The sequence below is a fragment of the Streptomyces sp. LARHCF249 genome (assembly GCF_052871255.1).
Genome location: NZ_JBIXJQ010000003.1, coordinates 109,060 through 126,496, shown reverse-complemented (window position 1 = coordinate 126,496; position 17,437 = coordinate 109,060). Strand labels below are relative to the sequence as shown.

15 protein-coding genes and 1 pseudogene are annotated in these 17,437 nt (G+C 69.3%); 9 read left to right on the top strand and 7 right to left on the bottom strand.

What is annotated here, in order from left to right; genetic code table 11:
* Nucleotides 1-13 precede the first annotated feature (13 nt).
* From ACIPUC_RS09025 to ACIPUC_RS09015, 3 genes and pseudogenes are all read right to left on the bottom strand, one after another.
* Nucleotides 14-331: pseudogene (locus ACIPUC_RS09025) on the bottom strand (transposase); the annotation flags it as partial.
* Between the two features lie 355 nt (nucleotides 332-686).
* Nucleotides 687-1,520 (bottom strand): NAD(P)H-binding protein, encoded by an 834-nt coding sequence (locus ACIPUC_RS09020; RefSeq protein ID WP_446587897.1) that lies wholly within the window; start codon nucleotides 1,518-1,520, stop codon nucleotides 687-689.
* Nucleotides 1,521-1,900: 380 nt separating this feature from the next.
* Nucleotides 1,901-2,416 carry a putative immunity protein gene (locus tag ACIPUC_RS09015; protein ID WP_446587895.1) on the bottom strand — a complete coding sequence of 172 codons (516 nt, stop codon included), beginning with the start codon at nucleotides 2,414-2,416 and terminating at the stop codon, nucleotides 1,901-1,903.
* A 483-nt stretch (nucleotides 2,417-2,899) separates the two neighbouring features.
* Between ACIPUC_RS09015 and ACIPUC_RS09010 the strand changes: the two genes are divergently transcribed.
* The 3 genes from ACIPUC_RS09010 to ACIPUC_RS09000 are packed head-to-tail and all read left to right on the top strand — an operon-like array spanning nucleotide 2,900 to nucleotide 5,171.
* Nucleotides 2,900-4,597, top strand: coding sequence for a caspase, EACC1-associated type (locus tag ACIPUC_RS09010; protein ID WP_446587893.1), 1,698 nt, complete (start codon nucleotides 2,900-2,902; stop codon nucleotides 4,595-4,597).
* The gene (locus tag ACIPUC_RS09005) at nucleotides 4,594-4,974 is read left to right on the top strand and encodes an effector-associated constant component EACC1 (protein ID WP_446587891.1); all 381 of its coding nucleotides are present in this window, start codon (nucleotides 4,594-4,596) and stop codon (nucleotides 4,972-4,974) included. Before ACIPUC_RS09010 ends, ACIPUC_RS09005 begins: the two co-directional genes overlap by 4 nt.
* An 11-nt stretch (nucleotides 4,975-4,985) precedes the next feature.
* A complete protein-coding gene (locus ACIPUC_RS09000) occupies nucleotides 4,986-5,171 on the top strand; it encodes a hypothetical protein (protein WP_446587889.1) in 186 nt (61 codons plus the stop codon).
* A 482-nt stretch (nucleotides 5,172-5,653) separates the two neighbouring features.
* Here ACIPUC_RS09000 and ACIPUC_RS08995 read toward each other — a convergent pair whose 3' ends face one another.
* Both ACIPUC_RS08995 and ACIPUC_RS08990 read right to left on the bottom strand, forming a co-directional pair.
* Nucleotides 5,654-6,166 (bottom strand): N-acetyltransferase family protein, encoded by a 513-nt coding sequence (locus tag ACIPUC_RS08995; protein WP_446588890.1) that lies wholly within the window; start codon nucleotides 6,164-6,166, stop codon nucleotides 5,654-5,656.
* A gap of 5 nt (nucleotides 6,167-6,171) precedes the next feature.
* Nucleotides 6,172-7,155, bottom strand: coding sequence for a hypothetical protein (locus ACIPUC_RS08990; RefSeq protein ID WP_446587887.1), 984 nt, complete (start codon nucleotides 7,153-7,155; stop codon nucleotides 6,172-6,174).
* Nucleotides 7,156-7,665: 510 nt separating this feature from the next.
* Here ACIPUC_RS08990 and ACIPUC_RS08985 point away from each other — a divergent pair.
* The 4 genes from ACIPUC_RS08985 to ACIPUC_RS08970 all read left to right on the top strand — a co-directional run bounded on the left by ACIPUC_RS08985 (nucleotide 7,666) and on the right by ACIPUC_RS08970 (nucleotide 9,464).
* Nucleotides 7,666-7,950, top strand: a complete 285-nt coding sequence (locus tag ACIPUC_RS08985; RefSeq protein ID WP_446587885.1) for a hypothetical protein — start codon at nucleotides 7,666-7,668, stop codon at nucleotides 7,948-7,950.
* On the top strand, nucleotides 7,947-8,204 hold the full coding sequence (locus tag ACIPUC_RS08980; protein WP_446587884.1) for a hypothetical protein: 258 nt from the start codon (nucleotides 7,947-7,949) through the stop codon (nucleotides 8,202-8,204). Before ACIPUC_RS08985 ends, ACIPUC_RS08980 begins: the two co-directional genes overlap by 4 nt.
* Nucleotides 8,201-8,401, top strand: a complete 201-nt coding sequence (locus ACIPUC_RS08975) for a hypothetical protein (protein ID WP_446587882.1) — start codon at nucleotides 8,201-8,203, stop codon at nucleotides 8,399-8,401. The genes ACIPUC_RS08980 and ACIPUC_RS08975 overlap by 4 nt, the downstream gene beginning before the upstream one ends.
* 664 nt (nucleotides 8,402-9,065) lie before the next feature.
* Nucleotides 9,066-9,464 (top strand): hypothetical protein, encoded by a 399-nt coding sequence (locus ACIPUC_RS08970; protein ID WP_446588888.1) that lies wholly within the window; start codon nucleotides 9,066-9,068, stop codon nucleotides 9,462-9,464.
* A 39-nt stretch (nucleotides 9,465-9,503) separates the two neighbouring features.
* Here the strand turns inward: ACIPUC_RS08970 and ACIPUC_RS08965 are convergent, their stop codons facing one another.
* The gene (locus tag ACIPUC_RS08965) at nucleotides 9,504-10,283 is read right to left on the bottom strand and encodes a GNAT family N-acetyltransferase (protein ID WP_446587880.1); all 780 of its coding nucleotides are present in this window, start codon (nucleotides 10,281-10,283) and stop codon (nucleotides 9,504-9,506) included.
* A gap of 515 nt (nucleotides 10,284-10,798) precedes the next feature.
* On the opposite strand from ACIPUC_RS08965, the gene ACIPUC_RS08960 reads away from it, so the two are divergent.
* Nucleotides 10,799-11,488, top strand: coding sequence for a DUF6338 family protein (locus ACIPUC_RS08960; protein ID WP_446587878.1), 690 nt, complete (start codon nucleotides 10,799-10,801; stop codon nucleotides 11,486-11,488).
* A 106-nt stretch (nucleotides 11,489-11,594) separates the two neighbouring features.
* Here ACIPUC_RS08960 and ACIPUC_RS08955 read toward each other — a convergent pair whose 3' ends face one another.
* Nucleotides 11,595-16,526, bottom strand: a complete 4,932-nt coding sequence (locus ACIPUC_RS08955) for a tetratricopeptide repeat protein (protein WP_446587876.1) — start codon at nucleotides 16,524-16,526, stop codon at nucleotides 11,595-11,597.
* Between the two features lie 391 nt (nucleotides 16,527-16,917).
* Here ACIPUC_RS08955 and ACIPUC_RS08950 point away from each other — a divergent pair, with 391 nt between their 5' ends.
* The gene (locus ACIPUC_RS08950) at nucleotides 16,918-17,349 is read left to right on the top strand and encodes a PPOX class F420-dependent oxidoreductase (protein WP_446587874.1); all 432 of its coding nucleotides are present in this window, start codon (nucleotides 16,918-16,920) and stop codon (nucleotides 17,347-17,349) included.
* Nucleotides 17,350-17,437 lie beyond the last annotated feature (88 nt).

Sequence of the window (17,437 nt, the reverse complement as noted above, 5' to 3'; positions counted from 1 at the left end):
CCGTGGCAGGACCCCAGGTGACGAGCTGTCCGGCGTAGGCAGAGTCGGCCCAGACGATGGTGATCTCAGGGGTGCATGAGGCGGAGGCGGAAGAGGACCTCCTTGGCCGCGTCGCGGTCGGTCATGTCGGCAGGAGTGGCCATGACCAGCAGCGGGAGGCCGCGGGTGTCGACCGCGATGTGCCGTTTCCTGCCGTTGACTTCTTCGCCGCGTCGTAGCCGCGTGAGGCTTTGCCGACGGTCTCGGCGGCTTTGACGCTCTGGGAGTCGATCACGGTCGCGACGGCTCTGGGGGCTTTGCCCATGTCGCGGCGGATGCGTCCGCGCAATGCGAAGTCGTTCCGCAGATACCAGGATCGCACGGCATCAGCCGGATCTGTTGGCGGCTGTCAGCCCAGCAGATCTCGAAGTCGGCAACCGGGCCTTCCGCCGGCCAGTCCTCGATCTCGCCCGGCAGCCACTGCGCGTCGACAAAGCCTCCGACGTTCAGGCCTATTTCCACGAAGATCCCGACCGAACCGTACCGGGCCGGGGAACCCGCACCACAGTGCCTCGGAAACCTGCCCGAAGCGCAAGCCCCTCCGAATCCGAGCCCACTCGACATCTGTCACCACGAACAAATCCTCGCACCCTGGCCCGGAGCCTGAGTAGCTGAACCGGGTCAAAAGCGTGCTCAGGCCGAGCGGTTCAGCGGAAGGCGGTGGCGTTCTCCGAAGCCCACTGCCGGAACGGCCGGGCCGGCATTCCGGTGACCTGTGAAACCGTGTCGCGCACCGTCAGGAGCTCGTCGTTGACGTCTCCACCCGTGACGTCGAGCACCGCGTCCGCGGCCTCGGCCCCGAAGACCGCGGCCATCTGTGCGCGGGCCTCCTGGCGGCTGATCTCGGCGAAGGGAATCTCCCGCCCGAGTGCAGCCGCGATGGCCTGGACCTGCTGCCGGGCACTTACCGGCTCCGGACCGGTCAAGGCATACGTCGCCCCCTGGTGGCCCGGCTCGGTCAGCGCCGCCCGTGCCACCGACGCCATGTCCGCGGGGTGGATCGTTGGCAGCGCGGTGTCCGCGTACGGCGCGCGGACGGTTTCGTGTTGCCGGATGGCGGCTGCCCACATGCGCGCGTTCGACGCGAACTGCGTCGGCCGCAGGATCGTCCAGGCCATGCCGCTTTCCTTGAGCAGCTGCTCGACCGTCAAGTTCTCGGCGGCGGGGCCAAGGTGCGGATGGGTCTGGACGGTGATCGACGACACCAGCACCACGTGCTCCACACCCGCCTTCCGGGCGACTTCGAGGATGTCGGCGTCCGAACCGAGGCGAGACACGAGGAACAGCGAGCGCACCCCCTCCATGGCGTGCTTCAACGACGCCGGCTTCCCGAAATCGCCCTCCACGACCTCGACCCCGTCGGGGAAGGCGGCCTCTGCGGCATTTCGGGTGAGCCCCCTCAGCGGCCCGGCACCGCATGCTTGCAGCTCCTTCACCAGCGCACTGCCTATGTTTCCGGTGGCTCCGGTCACGAGGATCATGAGCGCGTTCTCCCGTCGTCAAGTGATCAACTAGCGAGCACACTAGAAGCTCAATCACACTTCAGGTCAAGAAGCCCCTGGCCCTTCTTGCTGTCGGGCACGTTCACCACATGTACGCCGACATCAGCGGTCACACTCACCTGGCAAACGGTCACGATCACTGGTCAAAGGACGAAGGCGGCGTTCACGATGCCGACGAACTCTGACGGCGACGCCCCGCCGGTTGGTCTTCCGGCGGGGCCGTTGTCGGTGAGGTGTCGTCTTCTTCGGCGAGGTGCCGGTGGATCAGCAACCTCCCGCGCCTGCGATGGCTCGGAGACCGAGAGGCGCTGGCGGCGATCAGCTTCGTGCTGCGGTCTGTGCTGGCGCCCGACGCGCGCTCAGCAGTCGAACACCGACCAGCAGATGTCGTTCCGCAATCGCTGGTCGTCCAGTACGAGCTCACGAATCGCCTCCGGGAGCTGGTCGCGCTGCCACTGGCACTCGAGTCGCCCTGCGGCCTCGCTCTCGCCTTTTGGCGCGGCAGCGCGTGCGGCCTTGATCGCATAGGCAGCCGCACCCAGCTCGTGCGCGGCGACGTGTGCGACGACTCCGGCCTGGCCGGCGGCATACGCGGCATGCCGTGCTGCGCCACGCAGGTCTCGAGCCGCGCCCATTGCATGGCCGCCCGCCGCGCGGGCCTGCATCATCTTGACCTCGCCACGCACCCAGGCGCGGGCATGTTCGATCGCCTGGCGCGGCCGTGCGTCCTCAGGTCGAGCCGACTCGAAGAGGCCAAGGACGTGCTCCGCGCAAGCTGCCGCCCAAAGGGCGAGGAGATGGTGATCCGAATCCGTAAGGGTCCCACCGCGGCGGATCGTTACGAAGCGAGGGTCCCTGACCTTCGGGAGGATCATGGCTGGCATTCCTTCCTGCTGGCATCCGCCTCACTCGAGGACGCGCATCCGCGACCATGCACGCCCCGAAGCGAAGCTGTAAACCCGGTGGCCGATCCCGCGAGCTCGGCTACCGATCACCCGGAGGTCGCCGGTTGCCTGCCACTGGCTGTCGGTTCCGGTGGAAGAGGTGGCAACGGGGACGCCCTGGGGACGGCGCCGTCCCAGATAAGGACCTGCAACAGCGGGATCCCCTCGGTGCCGTCGCCCTCCAGGTACTCGCGGTAGGTCTTGTCCAGGACGTCGGCGGCGACGTGGTCGGCGTCGAGCGCGTCGGCGTCCTCGCGGATCCACTCCGAGCCAACGGCCGGTCACCGGGGCCGTGCGCCAAGGAGTGCGCTTCCACCCGCGCAAGGCCTTCCTTCCCGATACCGTCCCCTAGTCGGTAAACACTCAACGTGAGGCCTCGGCACATGATGTGACGGCCTGAAGGACAGGGGAACGGTGGAAGCAGTCCGGCAGCTGCACGACATGCTGCGGCGGTACGAACGTCTGGCACAGGCGGCGAACCCCGGCAAATCCCTCAAAGACGTCAGCATGGCCGTGGAATCCTGGGGCCTTCCGGCGTTGGACCCTTTCAGAGAGCCGTTCAGCTGGTGGCACCACGATCCGGACCGGTTCCGCGTTCCCGCCTCGGGTGAGCTGCTGGCGATGCTGAATCTGGCTACGGTCTGGGCCATCTGGGCGGGCTTCGAACCCGACATCGAAGAATTGCTGCGCCTTCGCCTGGACGCGTGGGGAGAGGTCCGGGCGCTGGACAACCCAAGGTTGCCGCCTACTCTCGCCTCCGCCCAAGGCAACAAGATGCCTTCCGTTTCGCCGGCTGGGGCAACGGAACGAGACCCCGGTCGCGGCGAGCTGCCCGGGCCAACGAAAGAGCAGCTCCTCAACGCCACAGCGGCGGAGGAAGAGGAGATCCGGAACGCCGGAATCGCGGAGAAGGAGCAGCTCCTCAACGCCAGAATCGCGGAGGAAATCTCTGAACGCCCTCAACTGGCGGAGGAAATCACCCAGCTGGGCAGAGAGATGAATGATCTGGTTCCCTCACGCGACATCACCTTGACTGCTGTACCGCTTCCGCCACCGGCCAGGCATCGCACGGTCCAGGCCCCACCGCCGGCCGGACACCGGCCGGGGCCGCCGGCACCCCCGCCGACCACGCGCCCAGCCGCACATTTTCCCTCACCAACCCCAATCAACGTGGACGGCTGGTTCTCGGAGTGGCTCCAACGCCACATGACCACCCATGCTCTCAGCATAAGTGAGGTGGCCGATCAGCTGGGGGTTACCCGGGCCGCAGTGTCGGCCTGGGTACAAGGACGCGCACAACCGCGGGCAGAGATGATAAAAGAGATCATCATGCTGCTAGCTGTCCGCACCCCCAATCCGGAAACCCCGCCGGCATCACCGGCGGCCCTGCCCTGCTGGCAGAACGGCGCGGCAGTCCTCATCGGCGTTTCCGCTTATAGGGAAATGGAAGCTGTCCCGTCAATCGCCAATAATCTCACATCGCTCAAAGAGGTCATGGCCGATGGTCTCGGGATCCCTGACGGCAACCTCTTCGTGGTCAGCGACCCCGCAGCAAGCACCGAAGTACACGAAACAATCGAGAAAGCCTCAGAAGCCGCCGACCCGGCGAGCGGTGCCCTACTCGTCTACTTCGCCGGGCACGGCTGGACGCACCGTGGACGTCTGATGCTGGGGCTGGCGGGCTCCTCGCAGTCCCGGCAGTGGTCTGCGCTCGATTTCAACCACCTGCGGATTCAGATCGCGGACAGCCAGATCGGCAGTCGTGTCGTCATCCTGGACAGCTGCTACAGCGGGGCCGCCCTCGACATCCTCGGGCCCGACGACCTGGCGAGCGCCGCCGCCATCGACGGAACGTATGTCCTGACAGCCGCCAACGCCACGACCGCCGCCCTTGCACCGACCGGAGAGCAGTTCACCACGTTCACAGGGCTGCTCATCAGAGCACTCACAGACGGAATTCCCGAGGGGCCTTCGGTGATCAACACCGAGGCGCTTTACCGCTATATTGAACGTGCCGCCAAGGCCCGCGCCTTGCCCCTCCCCGGGCGTCAAATCGGCGGCGACGGGGACCGGGTCGAGATCATGCCTAACAGATGGAGGGGAAATCTGTGACCGGAAAGATTGAGATCAGTCACCCGAACGGCACCGACAGTCTTGAGGAGCTGAGAACTTTTCTCGTCCGGGATCCCGAAACCCGGAGGCTGGGCCGAGTCCGATGGGAGAATTCGGCTCCCAAGACCGGAGAGCTGGGCGACGGCCTAGACATACTCGCCATCATCATTTCCAGCACAATAGGGCTTCCCGGATTCGTTCAGATTGTCTCCAACTGGATCAAGTCACGTGGTAGCGACGGGAATAGCGTCGAAATCAGGCTGGGTGCGACCGGAATCAGTGTGTCGGGAACAGAAGACCCCGCACAGATCAGGCGGCTCGCGGATGTACTCAAGGCCGCATACCCAGAAGGAAGTCCGGACGGGAGCAGCCAGTAAGGGCGCTCGGCGTGGGCGGGGCGGTCGCCGCCGTCTCGGCGGCGTTCTGGGCCGGGGTCCCGGTCGGCATGTCAGACGGCACCATGGCGGCTCGTGAAGAGATCACCGCCGCGGCGTGGGCGTCGGCGGCGATCCCGTATGTACGGATCACCGCCGCGCGGGAGGCGGAGCGGATCCGGGCCGGGGGCGCACGATGATGGCGCCCTTCCCGGCCACGGACGTTCCTCCGCTGTCGGGCGGCGGTGCCTACACCCCCCTGCCGGACGGCTGGATGCCCACCTCGGACGGCTACAGCGTCGATGCCGACACCCTGCGGCGGGCGCTCGCCTCCACCCCCGACAACACCCGCCGGGCGAGGGAATCGCGTACTGCGGCCTACGTGGCGGTGCCGCAACCGCGGGCGGCTCCACACCGACCCAGGCACCCTGGCCGACTACGCGGCCGCCCTCGCCGGCCTGCACATCCCGCCGAGACGATCGCGGTGTGCACCCCGAAGGTCGCCGAACGCCTCGCCGCGGTCGGCACGATCGTGCCCGAGTCCGAGCGGGCACTGATCCGGGCGCAGGGGACGTCGGCGACCACTTCCTCCGGCGCTGGTCTGCGGGATCCGCGGCTGGTTCCTGCGGGTGCGGCTGAAGAAGTCCCTCGGATGCGTGTGCCGCAGTGCCAGTTGGCCGTCCTACGCGGCACCTCGGTCCAGGAGCATGACCGCGTATACCGGGGAATCGGCGAAGGGCTGGTTCTCCCCGATCTTCCGGTACCCCCACCCCTCGTACATGGCCTGCAGCCTGGGCCGCTTGGTGTCCACCGTCAGTACCGCGGACGCCTCCCGCCGGCCGCCGAGGAGCGCATCGTGCAGGCGCGGTCCCAACCCGGTCTTACGCCACTTCGGGAGGACCATCAGCTCGGAGACGTGGAAGGTGGCCGGGTCGGCCGGCGGGGTGTCGAGATGCCCTTGCCACCACTGGCGGCCCTCGGCGGCGGGCGCCCCGTAGGAGAACCCGACCGGCACGTCTCCCTCCCACGCGATCACGCAGGTGAAGCCGGGGTTTGTGCCCCAGTGGTCCACGAACCACGGGAACCGCTGCACGAACTCCTCCGCCGCGCGGTCCGCGTAGGCGTCGGCGTGGACGTCCAGGAGGGTTTGCCGTATCGCGGGCAGATCGTCGTGGGCGTGGCGGGTCAGGGCCATGTCACTCAACGCTTGCTCCATTCAGTGCGGTAGCGGTCGGCCCATTCACGGGCGGCCCGGTCGGTGGGGGCGAGGGTGAACAGGCCGCGGTGGAAATCGCCGATCAGGGTCCGCATCCGGCCCGGGATCGGGTCACCAGCCATCAGGGCGAAGGCCTCGCCGGTCGTCGCGCACGCCTGCTCGGTGTCACCTTGGCGGAGCTGGGCGTGGGCCAGGCGCACCGTCGTCATGGCCCGGTTGCGGCGCAGTTCTGCGGGGAGCGCGGCCAAGGCGCGGTGGGAGGCGGCTTCGGCGTGTGCGGGCTGGCCCAGCAGGTCCCGGACGATCGCGGTGAGCGCCGCGAGCTCCGCCGGCCCGTAGAACCCGATCCACGGCGGCCGCGGCCTCATCTCGGACCGGGCCAGGGCATCCTCCGCGTACCCGAGGGAGCGCAGCGCCGGTTTCCGGTCGCCGCACGAGGCGTGCCCGATCGCGGTCCGGGCGTGCGCGAGGGATGCGAACAGGGGGTCGCGACGCGCGGTGGTGGTGGCCTGCGCGGCTTGGGAGGCGGCGATGCCCTCCTCGAACTGGCCGCGCTGGTGCGCGAGCATCGCCGTGGAGTTCCACACGCGCATCTGCGCCATGGGGTCCTGTGCCATCCCGGCCAGGCGCAACGCCTGATCAAGGTGGGCTTGGGCGCGGTCGTGGTGGCGCGCGTCGATGCACGACCAGGCGGCCGACGCCGTGTAGTGCGCGGCCAGAGAGAACAGGCGCTGCCTGATGGTCTGGGATGCGGCGCGCTGCTGCAATCCGATGGCTTCGGCCGCTCCCGCGAGCGCGGCCCTCTCCAACGCGCCGTGCCCGCCCCGGGTCTGGTCCATCGCGGTCAGGGCGCTCATCCCGTCCCGGAGCCGGATCACGTCGGAGGTGCCGACTGACCGGCGGGTGGAGGGCATGGCAGCCGCGGCGGCCGCGCCGGCGGTCAGGGAGCAGAAGGTGCGGCGTAGCACGGGGTCCTCCGGCGGTGCTGGTGGTCCTGGCGGTGCTGGTGACGCGAACCCTAGATCGGCGACAGGACATCCGAACACCTGCTCAAGCGCCGCCCGAGTCGGGCCGATCGGCCGCGTGCTGGTCCCGTTCACCAAGTTCCGCACGCTGCGCGCGGACACATTGCCCGGTCTGCCGGTGATCGAATGCAGGGCGGCGTTCATCCGACCTGCCAACTCGTCCTGAGTCAGACCTAGATCGGCCATCCGCGCGCGCAGTACGGCGTTCTCTGCCACGCCACCGACCGTAAGCCCACGATCACGGCGCGATCCAGGCGAAGAGTCAACCAGCCGTAAAGTTTTCCGGTCCCAGGCGACCCCGGCCCGGGCAGCCTTTCCTGTCTTACGCCGTCTCGCGGTCGTTGACTGGTCATCAGCACCACCCCTCCGGGCCGGACCCTTTCCCCTTCCCGGCCCACAGCCGAGCGACGGCCCGCCCGCGCACCCCCGACTCCGACGACCAGGGCGGCGGCGATGACGATCACGACGCAGCTACAGGACCACGCAGACCAGTTCCCCCGCGCTGTCGCTCTGCCCCGCCACCTCTGGCCGGCGCCGGGCACGATCGTCCGCGCGATGGAGGCCCCGGAGCACCTGGCCATAGGCGTCCTCGCCCGATACGGCACTCCCACCGACCCGTTCCCCGGCTACGTCGCCCCCCTCGGCGGCGGCCGCGAGTGGATCGCCACCCCGGAGTACCTGCGCCCCGCCCGCCTGATGGAAGTCTCCGCCGCGAGGATCCAGGAGTATCGTCGGTGATCAAAGACGACATCCATGTCACCGAGGTCACCGATCACCGGCTTCTGGGCCGCGAGGTCGCCCACCTCACGGACGGGAGACGCGGCACGGTGGACCTGGTCCTCCAGTACTGGAGCAAGACCACCGGCAGCCTCATCCGCACCGTGGCCCACATGAGACCGGCGGACGCCTCCGGCCGCGAGTGGACGGCCGACCCCAAACAGCTCCAGCCGGTACGGCCGATCTCCCCGGACATGCCCGAGGGCGCCCGGTGAGCGCCGCCCGCATCGGCGACATGGTCGAGGACGGCCCGGCCGGAGGCCGCTGGATCTACACCGACCGGCGCGAAGGCGTTCCCTACGTGCGGCGCTTGTTCGGCGGCGGCGACGCCCGCCCGGCCACTCACCCGGATGACCTGCGGGTGATCGAGACGCGTGCCCAGCTCATCGCCGAATGCCCCAAGTTCGCCTGACTGGCTATCACCCTGCGGCTCGGCGGACGTCCCTCCCGCACGCGCTCGTCTCCCACCCTCGCGGCCGAAACTTGCTGCGCCAATGCTCACCAGGGGAGGATGATGACGCTAAGTCCCGAATGTCGACTTCTGTGAAAGCCCTTCAGAATAGGGGATCACGAGCATAGAGTCGCAGGTCGTCGAGCCTGCTCCCCGCACACGCGGGGATGACCCCGACTGTGCGCCCCTGAGAGGCGCCGGACTGCCCGGCGACGTGGGCCCCGCCGCAGGGCAGAAGGGGACGAGGTCCTTGTCACGCCCGCAGAGCCGTCCCGCGCGCCCGAATCCGCCTTCGGCGCGCCCTGGGACCTACCCGACAACGGCCTGGACCGGGTGTGGCCCGAGGATCGGCCTGCGCGAGGAGGCTTCCCCGGAGGTGCAGGAGGTCAAGCTGCGCGAGCTGATGCGCACCCTGGCGTCGTCCGCAGCCCCCGCGTGCCTCCGTCGCCACGCAGAGGAGTTCCTCCGCGGCGACTGATCCCGCCGCCGGAGCTGGCCCTGGGAGACAGGTCCGGCAACAGCACCGACCATGGCGTTGAGACTGGTAGGTCCGCATGCTCAGGAGCCGGTGCTCGCCGTAGGCGCCAGCCGATCGTCATCCCTGGGGTCGGTGCTCTGCGGCATGATGACCGCCGTGGACATCAAGATACTGATAGACGTCTGGCAGCGGCTTCTCGCCGACCCTCGCAAGTCGTGGGTGCTGTTCGAGCATGGTACTTGTGTGGTGCTGACCGCTCCTGATGGAGAGCTTGCCGAACAGGCCACCGAAATCCTGAAGGAGTTCGGCCCGGCGCGTTCCGGGTCTTCGGCCGGAGACTTCGGGGTGATCGACCTCAAGGACGCCGAGGGATGGGTCGTCACCGGGCATCACAACGACGTCCTGACCTATGTCTTCCCTGATGAGCCTCACGATGAGTCGCAGATCGCCGTCGGTTTGTTCGGACGTTCCAAGCGCCATCGGGACGGCACCGAACTTCACGTCGTCCACGTGGAGGACAAGCGAGGCTCAGCGGACCCGGCGTGAGCGCCGCGGCGTGACCGTGAAGGACGGGGGGCGCTCGGCTCAGGTCCGCAGCGGCTTGACCAGGCTGCGATAGACCGGTGCGCTACCCCACGGTTGGGTGTGTCCTACCAGCTCGTACCCGAGCCGTTCGTACCAGGCGGCGGACGGGGCTTCGGGGCGGACGGTGAGCGTGGCCCGCTGCGCGGTGATCCCGTCCAGCAGAGTGGAGTGCAACCTCCGGCCGACTCCCTGCCCGCGCTGGTCGGCGAGTACGGCGATCTCCTTCACGAAGAAGGTGCGCTGACCGTCCTCGCGCGAGAAGTCCTGAGCCGGTGTCGTGTCCAAGAAGCCGTCCCACCATCCGGTGCTGGACGTGAGCGGCAGCCCATAGGCGAAGCCGACGAGCTCGCCGTCGGTGGCGTGGGCTAGGGCCAGCCGGAAGCCGGGCGTCTTGTGTTCGCGCTGGTGGGTCTCCACGAACATGGCGGGGTCGCGAGGCCCTTCGAGGTACGGAGGTTCCGCGAACACGGACTCGTACACGGGGGCGATGTCGTCCAGCGCGCGGCCGGCGTCGGCCGGATCGGTGATCAGGGTGTAGTCCACGGGTCTCCTCATCGGGTGGGGCGGATCCGGTCGAGCTCGCGGCGCGCGACGGCCAGTCCCTCCCGCGCCCGGCCGGACGACACTTCGGTAGGCAGCGCCTCGCCGCTCGATGTGGTGCGCCGCCTCGTCGGCCTCGCCGAAGCGGGCGAGGGCGCCGGCGAGATGGCCCCGGTGCAGTGCCTCGTTGCGGGCATACATGACCTCCTGCCGCTCCAGGGAGCGGCGCAGCCACGTCACCGCCGCTTTCTAGTGGCCGGCGGCGGTGAAGAGCTCGGCCTGCGCGGCAGCGGGTTCAGCCGGCCGTGAAAAAGCGTCCAGTCGGGGGCCGGGCGGATGCCGCGGTCCTTCTCGTGGCTGATCGACGTTGCATGGGACGGCAAGGACCGGAACGGAAGGACGTTTTTCGGCCGTACGTACGAGTGGACCCTTACCGCCCAACCGGCCGACGGTCACGGCCCGGCGCTGAAATCAACCGGGGCGCTGGCCGCCACCGTTGTTCCTTTGACTGCGCGACCGTGGGCGCTCCGTTCCGCACTGCTGCCGTAAACCTCCCCGCAGAATCAGAGGTCGGCCTCGGCGATCACGCAGCAACCGCCGAGGCCGACGCTCGCGGGCCAAGGCCACCGCCTGTGGCGGGACCGGCAGGGCGGCCGTCCACCGAGCTCGGCGCTTGAGTCAAGTCGCCGAAATCCATCCACGGAGGCCGCCATGCTGAGATCATCGCCGTGCAGGAGCACAAGCGGAGGAGGCCCATGGCGGCGGAGACAACCGAGCTCGCCAAGAACGTGATCACCTTCCTGCTGACCGGGATCGGCTCGACCGTCCTGTTCCTCATGCCGGGCTACCTGCTGGGTACGACCATGGGCCGCGGCCGGCAGGGCCCGGCCACCAGCGAACGGGCGTTCATCGCCAATGTGGCCGTCGGATCCATCGTGGTGCACCTCATGATGTTGTGGTGGACGACCCCGCTCGCCTCCGACATCGTCAAGCACGGTCCAGGAGGGTACGTCGGCCAGATCGCGGCCTGGACGGTGATCGTCCTGGTTGTCGTCCCGGTCGCCCTGGGAGCCGGGCTGTCGTTCCTCGCTGACGTCCGACACCCCGCCTGGCTGCACCGGCTGCTGGTCCGGATCGGTCTGTCCTCGGTTACCACGATCTCCGAGGCCTGGGATTGGGTTTTCAGCCGGGGGTTCCCTGCCTATGTCCGGGTCAGGCTCACCGAGGACCGGGTCGTTTACGGGCTGTACGCCGACCGGTCGTTCGCCTCGTCCGACCTCGCGCACCGGGACCTGTACCTGCAGCAACAGTGGACGGTCGAGGACGAGTGGTTCGCCGAGCCGTATCCCGGCAGCAGGGGCGTTTGGTTGAATGGCAGCTCCATCGTGTCGATCGAGTTCTTCGACGGCAGGACCGGCGAGGAGGATCCCGATGACCCGGCCTGACGATCCTTCCGGGGACTGGGAGCCCGACTGGGACGACGACCCCCACCGCGGCTGGCAGGCAGCACCGATGCGCAAACCGCTGCCGCCAAAGCGCCCGGCCCGCCGGTCACCGCCTCCTCCGCCGGACGAGGGGGCCGAACCGGTCGACGAGGGAGCCCAACCGGCCGACGACGGGGGCGCCTAGCCTTCGCTCCTCCGGGACGGCATTCAGGTCGATGGTCTTCACTTTCAAGCCGGCCTCTTCCCACAGGGCGAACATCAAGGTCTCGGTCGCGTAGCGCACCACCGGGTCAAGCTCGGTGAGGACCTGCTCGGCTGCTGTGCTTCCGCCGGGCAGCAGGGCGAGCAGCGCCGTGAAGCGCACCCCCGGCACGGCGTCGACCGCCTCGACGAGGTCGTCGAGCGACGCCGGCAGATCGTCGTAACGGGTCGCCACCCAGCGCAGCCGGTCGATGGTCTCCTCGAGCCGGGGCGAGCCGGTCAGCCGGTCGATGATCGATACGGCGAGCAGCTGGTGGAATGCCTCGGCGTCGATCGTGCCGCCGTTCGTCAGATGCGCCGCCAGGGTCGCGTGGGCGTCCCTGATCGCAGCCGGGTCGAGGGCGTCCCGGACGCCGTAGAGCAGGCGCAGGGCGTCCCTGAGCAGCTCGGCCGCCTCGGTGTACCGGCCCTCGCGCGCCTCGAGCTCGGCCAGCGACTGCCGGACGCCGGCGAGCTGGGCCAGGGCCCGCTCCCGCTCGAAGACGGCCTGGCAGCGGCGCAGGACCTCGCGGGCACGGACCGGCTGGCCGAACTCGCGCAACAAGAACGCATTGTGGTACTCGGCCTGGGCGATCTCCAGCTCGGGTGCGCCGCGCCGCGCCATACTCATGAGGATGGCGTCGCCGAACTCCAGGGCCTCCTCCCACCGGCGGAGCTTCATCGCCGCCCGCATGCCCGCGTTCAGCAAGACCTCCGAGATGTACCACCGGTCGTGCTGCCCGGACTCGTCCTCGCCCAATTTCCTGAGCCGGCGCGACAGCCGCCGTACGCGCGGAAGGGAATCCTCGTGGCGTCCCGCGGCCATCAGGGCCTGAACCACCTGCAGCTGTGCGGTCAGCCGCCGCCACGGATCCCGCCCCGCGCGACGTACATGCTGCTCCGCCCGTTCGGCGACGTCCAGGGCCTCCTCCGCGCGGCCCGTCAAGATCAGTACGTTGGCCAGGTGGTGGCCGGCGAGCGCCGCGGCCTGGTAGTCCCCGGCCTCGATCGCGTTGTCGAGGGACGCGCGCAGCTCGGCTTCGATCGAGACGTTCCGGTTCCGGACCAGCAGGTCGGTCCGCAACTTGCGTAGGTCCTGCTCGACATCGGTGCCCCGGGCGAGCTCGTTCAGCTCGGCGAGCCACGTTTGTACGGCGTTGACCGTCGCGGCCGAGATGTCGCGTTCGGTGATCATGTCGAGCACTTCGAGCGCCTCGCGTGGGCGCTCGAGGGCCAGCAGGTACGGGACGGCACGGCCGGCGTAGAAGACGACCATGTGGCTGTTCTCCTCGCGGCGGCTCTGCTGGATACAGAACCACCAGAACTCGGCGACGACACCGGTCACCGCTTCGTACTCCTCGGCGGTGAGCAGGGCCCTGCCTACCTCGACCGTGATCCGATGCATCAGGACGGAGCGGACGGCGTTCTCGACCGCCGGATCGCGCACGACCTCCGCCAGGCCGGAGCGGGTCAGGGCATCGAGCGCGGGGTCCAGGTCGGGCGCCTCGCCCTGCCCGCCGAACGTCTCCCACACGTCCTCCCAGATGGAGGCGACGATAGGCCCTGCCTCACGGTCGGCGTCTTCCAGCGAACACAGGAACCGGAACAGGATCCGGGCCTCCTCCGGCAGGGAGGCGACCGCGTCCTTGGCCCAAGCGGCGATCAGGGTGCTGTGACCAGCCTGCCCGGCCAGCAGCAGGGGATGTCCCTCACCGCCGTGCACCAGCGAGGTGTCGGCTCCTGGGACTTCGCGGGCGAGCAGCGCGGAATCCCCCGGCGAAAGCGGGTGGACCGGCTCGATCCTCAGGTTCCGGGGCGGGGCCGCCGGCAGGAGCCGCGAGGTGAGCACGACCTTGGGCCCGCTGGTGCGTTCCGCGTGCTCCCGCCACCAGTCGTCGTGCCAGACGCCGTCCACGCCGTCCACGCCGTCCAGGACGATCAGGGTCCGCTCGTCGAGGTCGTCGGTTGTTTCGGGGAGCGCTCCTTCGCACCAGAGGATGCGGTCGTAGATGTCCGCGTAGGCGTGTGCGAATTCCAGGGCGATCGTGGTCTTGCCTATGCCCGGCATCCCGGTCAGCAGCACCGGGCCGGCTTCCGCCAGACGGCTGATCAGGGCGGCCCTGCCGACGAACACCTCCGGCCGCTCCGGGAGTTCTCCTGAGACGCCCGGCGGGCACGGCCTCGGGCTGGGCGGCGGTGTGATCGGCATCCGGTCGGCCGTACCCGCGCTGAGCAGTACCGGTGTCGCCGACCACAGCGGACGCCAGGCCCGTCCTGCCGCGTCGCTCCGCCGCTTCACGCCGGTCATTGCCTCACGGACGGCAGTGGACGTCGCGGCGCCGGACAGCAGGCGCAGATAGAACTCCCGGGTGAACTCCACGGCGAACTCGTCGGCGAGGGGGTAGCGCATGGCCAGGACCGCGCAACTCATCGCCGAGGCCAGCCGGATCGGCAGCGCCGGCGCCGGCCCGACGTCCTCCTCGTCGTCCCAGCCGACCGGGGCGCCCCCGCTGGAACCGCACCATGACAGCACCATCAGCTTCAGTCGCCGTGCGGACGGGCTCAGCATCCCGGCTATCTCGTCGGCCGTTACGGTCTCGCTCCGTCCGCGGCCGTCGTCGGTGAACAGCTCTCCCGGGCGTCCGTGCCCGGCCAGGTGCACGATGTCCCAGCCTTCGGGGTCGGGGAGCCGTTCGCGCAGGCGGTCTCTCGTGACTCCGTAATGCAGGACGTGAAGCTCGATGGCACGGCCGCCGTCCGAGACCTCTTTGACGATCCGCTCGACAGCCATCAGCTCGCGGCGCAGCGCCAGCGCGTCGGCGTCGGACGGCAGGCTGAATACCGCCAGGATCCGCAGGGCCGTCGACGGCATCTGCTTGCCCGTCCCGGCCGTCGCCGCAGTCTCGAAGACCAAGCTCACCGGTCGTTCCGCGAGACGGACGCCATCGCCAAGATGGGCCAGCTCCCATGGTCTGTCCAAGAGCCAGGAGGCGCCGTCGGGCACCTGGACACGTACGACGGCGGGTTCGGCGCGGCCCTCGCCGAGGATCGTGCCGACGGGGCCGAGTACCTCCGCGCCGGCCCACCGGCCGAGCTCGTCCATCAGCCTGAGCTCGTCGCTGCGGCGCCGGTCCGGTGAGGTCCGCCAGCGCAGCCAGGTGTGCAGGTCCGAGAAGGCGGCGAAGGACGCGTCTGCGGGGTCGAGCCGCACCTCGTGCTCGGCGAGCACGGTACCGTCGACCCGTGTCAGCTTCCAGGTCCATTCGACCGGGGCGGCAGCGTCGGAGATGCCGTCCGCCGAGAGGATCAGGTGGGACGGATCCAGCGGAGGGGAAGGTGCCTCCTCGACGGCGGCTGGCTCCTCCTCTTCGGCGTTCCCGCCGAGCTCGCGCTCGACCCGTTCCAGGTCCGCGCGGTCCGCGAGCACGTGGGGATGAACCGAGCCATCGATGATCTCTCCTGCGGCCACCGCCGCGGCCAGCTGACTTCGTGCCTCCTGGAGCTCACCTAGATCGCGCAGCACCCGGGAAAGCGTGGACCGGCAGGCGGTCACCCTGTGGTCGTTCTCCCCCACCGAGGCCAGCAGATCGGACAGGGCCTGTTTCATTTCGCGCCGGGCACCCGGCAGATCTCCCTCCTCGTGCAGGAACACGCCCAGCGACTGCCGGCCGACCGCAAGGTCCGGGCTGCCCGCTTCGAGGCGCCTCTCCCCGATCTCCAGGGCGGCCAGCAGCTCCGCCTTGGCGGCCGCGGGCTCGCCGAGCTTACGGAGGACCGTCGACAGGTCGTGCCTGTAGCGCGCGACTTCCGGGTGGTCTGGTCCGCGGACGGCCGTCGCCAGCGCGATCGCCCGGTCGATCTCGGCACGTCCCCCGGCCGGATCACCGTTCTCCGAAAGGGCATGGCCGTACTGGTAGTACGCCTCGGCCAGGTCGGCACGGGCGCCGCGCCGGATCAGGAGATGGATCTCCAGGGAGTCCTTCAGCAGCCGTTTCGCCTGCTCGGCCCGTCCCCGCCTGCCCGCGGTCATGCCCAGGTCCCGAAGCACCCGGGCGCAGAGCGGCTGGAGCCGTTTCATCTCGCGCACGTGCGCGACGGCGTGCTCGGCGTGGCTCGCGAGCCGGTCTGCGTCGGCGGGGAGGCTTGTCTCGTCGAGTGCCTCGGCGCACAGGAGCAGGGCCGCACTGGCCCAGTAAGGGCGCAGCACCAGGGTGCGGGCCGCGGCCTGCACCACGGAGTGCATTCTGAGCTCGGACCCGTCTGGCGCGATCTTGATCAGACCGTACTCGGCCAGGGCGGCGCTGGCCGTGGCGCGCACCTCCTGGTCGCGGAGCGGTGGCGGCAGGAAGCCCAGGTCCGCGCCGTGGCCGAACAACAGCCGCAGGTCGATCCGCGCGGGGGCGAGGAATGCCAGCAGGCTCATCAGCCCGTACGCGCCGGGCTGGGCCAGCAGCTCGCCCTTCATGGCCGACAGTGCCGCCGCCACCGGTCTCACCTGGGCAGGCACGGCCGTACGCATCACCGCTCTGGTCGCGCGGTCGCGGTAGACGATCCCGGTCAGCAGGCGGTTCGGACGCTTCGGGCCCTTGCGGACACGCCGGAGGTAGTCGCCTAGGGGAAGCGCGTGCCGTTCCAGGCAGGCCCGGGCCAGCCTGAGGGCGGGCGGCGAATCTGAGAGTTCGGCGGCCAGTGCGTCCGCGTCGCGGAGTTCCAGAATTTGGGTCACCGGTGCCAGGAATGCCAGCGACTCCTGCCGAGTCCAGGCCGGCACCAGGCCGACGACCGCATCGTCCCGCATTCCACAAGCTTACGGACCGGACGCCTTCCCGGCGGAGAAATCCATGCGATGGGGCCAGTCTGCCCGAGGTTCCTGGATCGACGCCGAGCCAGGCATGAACGAGGTGTCCCTGCCAGACCCGTCCCGGAGACTGCAGGTCGGCAGTACCCCTCCCGGAACGACCACCTGCCGCGTTAGTAGGTGGTCGCGGCCGGCCGCCGGGGATCGGTCCCAGCCGGCAGCCTGCCGCCGTCGAGGGGCGCGGCCGGGATGCTGTTCTCAATAGTCGGGCGAGTCGTCGCGGGGCACCAAGCGCGGGCCGGGAAGCGGCATCACCCGTCTGAGCGGCATGGGATGCGCCCTCCGGGTGACCCCGGGAATACCCGGCAGCCGGTGGCGACTTGGCCCGTACATGAACGCCACCTCGTACGACCCGCGCACGCTGCTCGGGAAAAGCCGCCTGGGCATTCTCGCGACGATCAAATCGGACGGCCGTCCGCAGCTCTCGCCCGTCATGCCCTTCTACGATCCGGAGGCCGATGTCCTCTACGTATCGATGACCGAGGGACGTGCCAAGACGGCGAACCTGCGGCGGGATCCCCGCGCCGCACTGGAGGTGACCAGCTCCGACGGCTGGGCCTGGGCCACTGCCGAAGGCACCGTGACACTGACCGGGCCGGGAACGGACCCGCACGGGCCCGAGGTCGAGGCGCTGGTGCGGTACTACCGCGCTGCCGCTGGAGAGCACCCGGACTGGGACGAGTACCGGGCGGCGATGGTGGCCGATCGGCGGGTGCTGATGACGATGACGGTCGACCACGTGTACGGCGACAAGATCCGCTGAGCGCGCCCCGAGGAGGGACCAATCGAGGCTGTCCCTGCGGCGCTCCTGTCGCGACCGTCGCAGCCGACTGCTTCGGGCCCTATGTACG

What these genes read in the sequence shown, in the direction of transcription:
- ACIPUC_RS09020 (WP_446587897.1), bottom strand. Translation starts at nt 1,520, where the DNA reads ATGATCCTCGTGACCGGAGCCACCGGAAACATAGGCAGTGCGCTGGTG.
- ACIPUC_RS09015 (WP_446587895.1), bottom strand. Translation starts at nt 2,416, where the DNA reads ATGATCCTCCCGAAGGTCAGGGACCCTCGCTTCGTAACGATCCGCCGC.
- ACIPUC_RS08995 (WP_446588890.1), bottom strand. Translation starts at nt 6,166, where the DNA reads ATGGCCCTGACCCGCCACGCCCACGACGATCTGCCCGCGATACGGCAA.
- ACIPUC_RS08985 (WP_446587885.1), top strand. Translation starts at nt 7,666, where the DNA reads ATGACGATCACGACGCAGCTACAGGACCACGCAGACCAGTTCCCCCGC.
- ACIPUC_RS08970 (WP_446588888.1), top strand. Translation starts at nt 9,066, where the DNA reads ATGACCGCCGTGGACATCAAGATACTGATAGACGTCTGGCAGCGGCTT.
- ACIPUC_RS08960 (WP_446587878.1), top strand. Translation starts at nt 10,799, where the DNA reads ATGGCGGCGGAGACAACCGAGCTCGCCAAGAACGTGATCACCTTCCTG.
- ACIPUC_RS08955 (WP_446587876.1), bottom strand. Translation starts at nt 16,526, where the DNA reads ATGCGGGACGATGCGGTCGTCGGCCTGGTGCCGGCCTGGACTCGGCAG.
- ACIPUC_RS08950 (WP_446587874.1), top strand. Translation starts at nt 16,918, where the DNA reads ATGAACGCCACCTCGTACGACCCGCGCACGCTGCTCGGGAAAAGCCGC.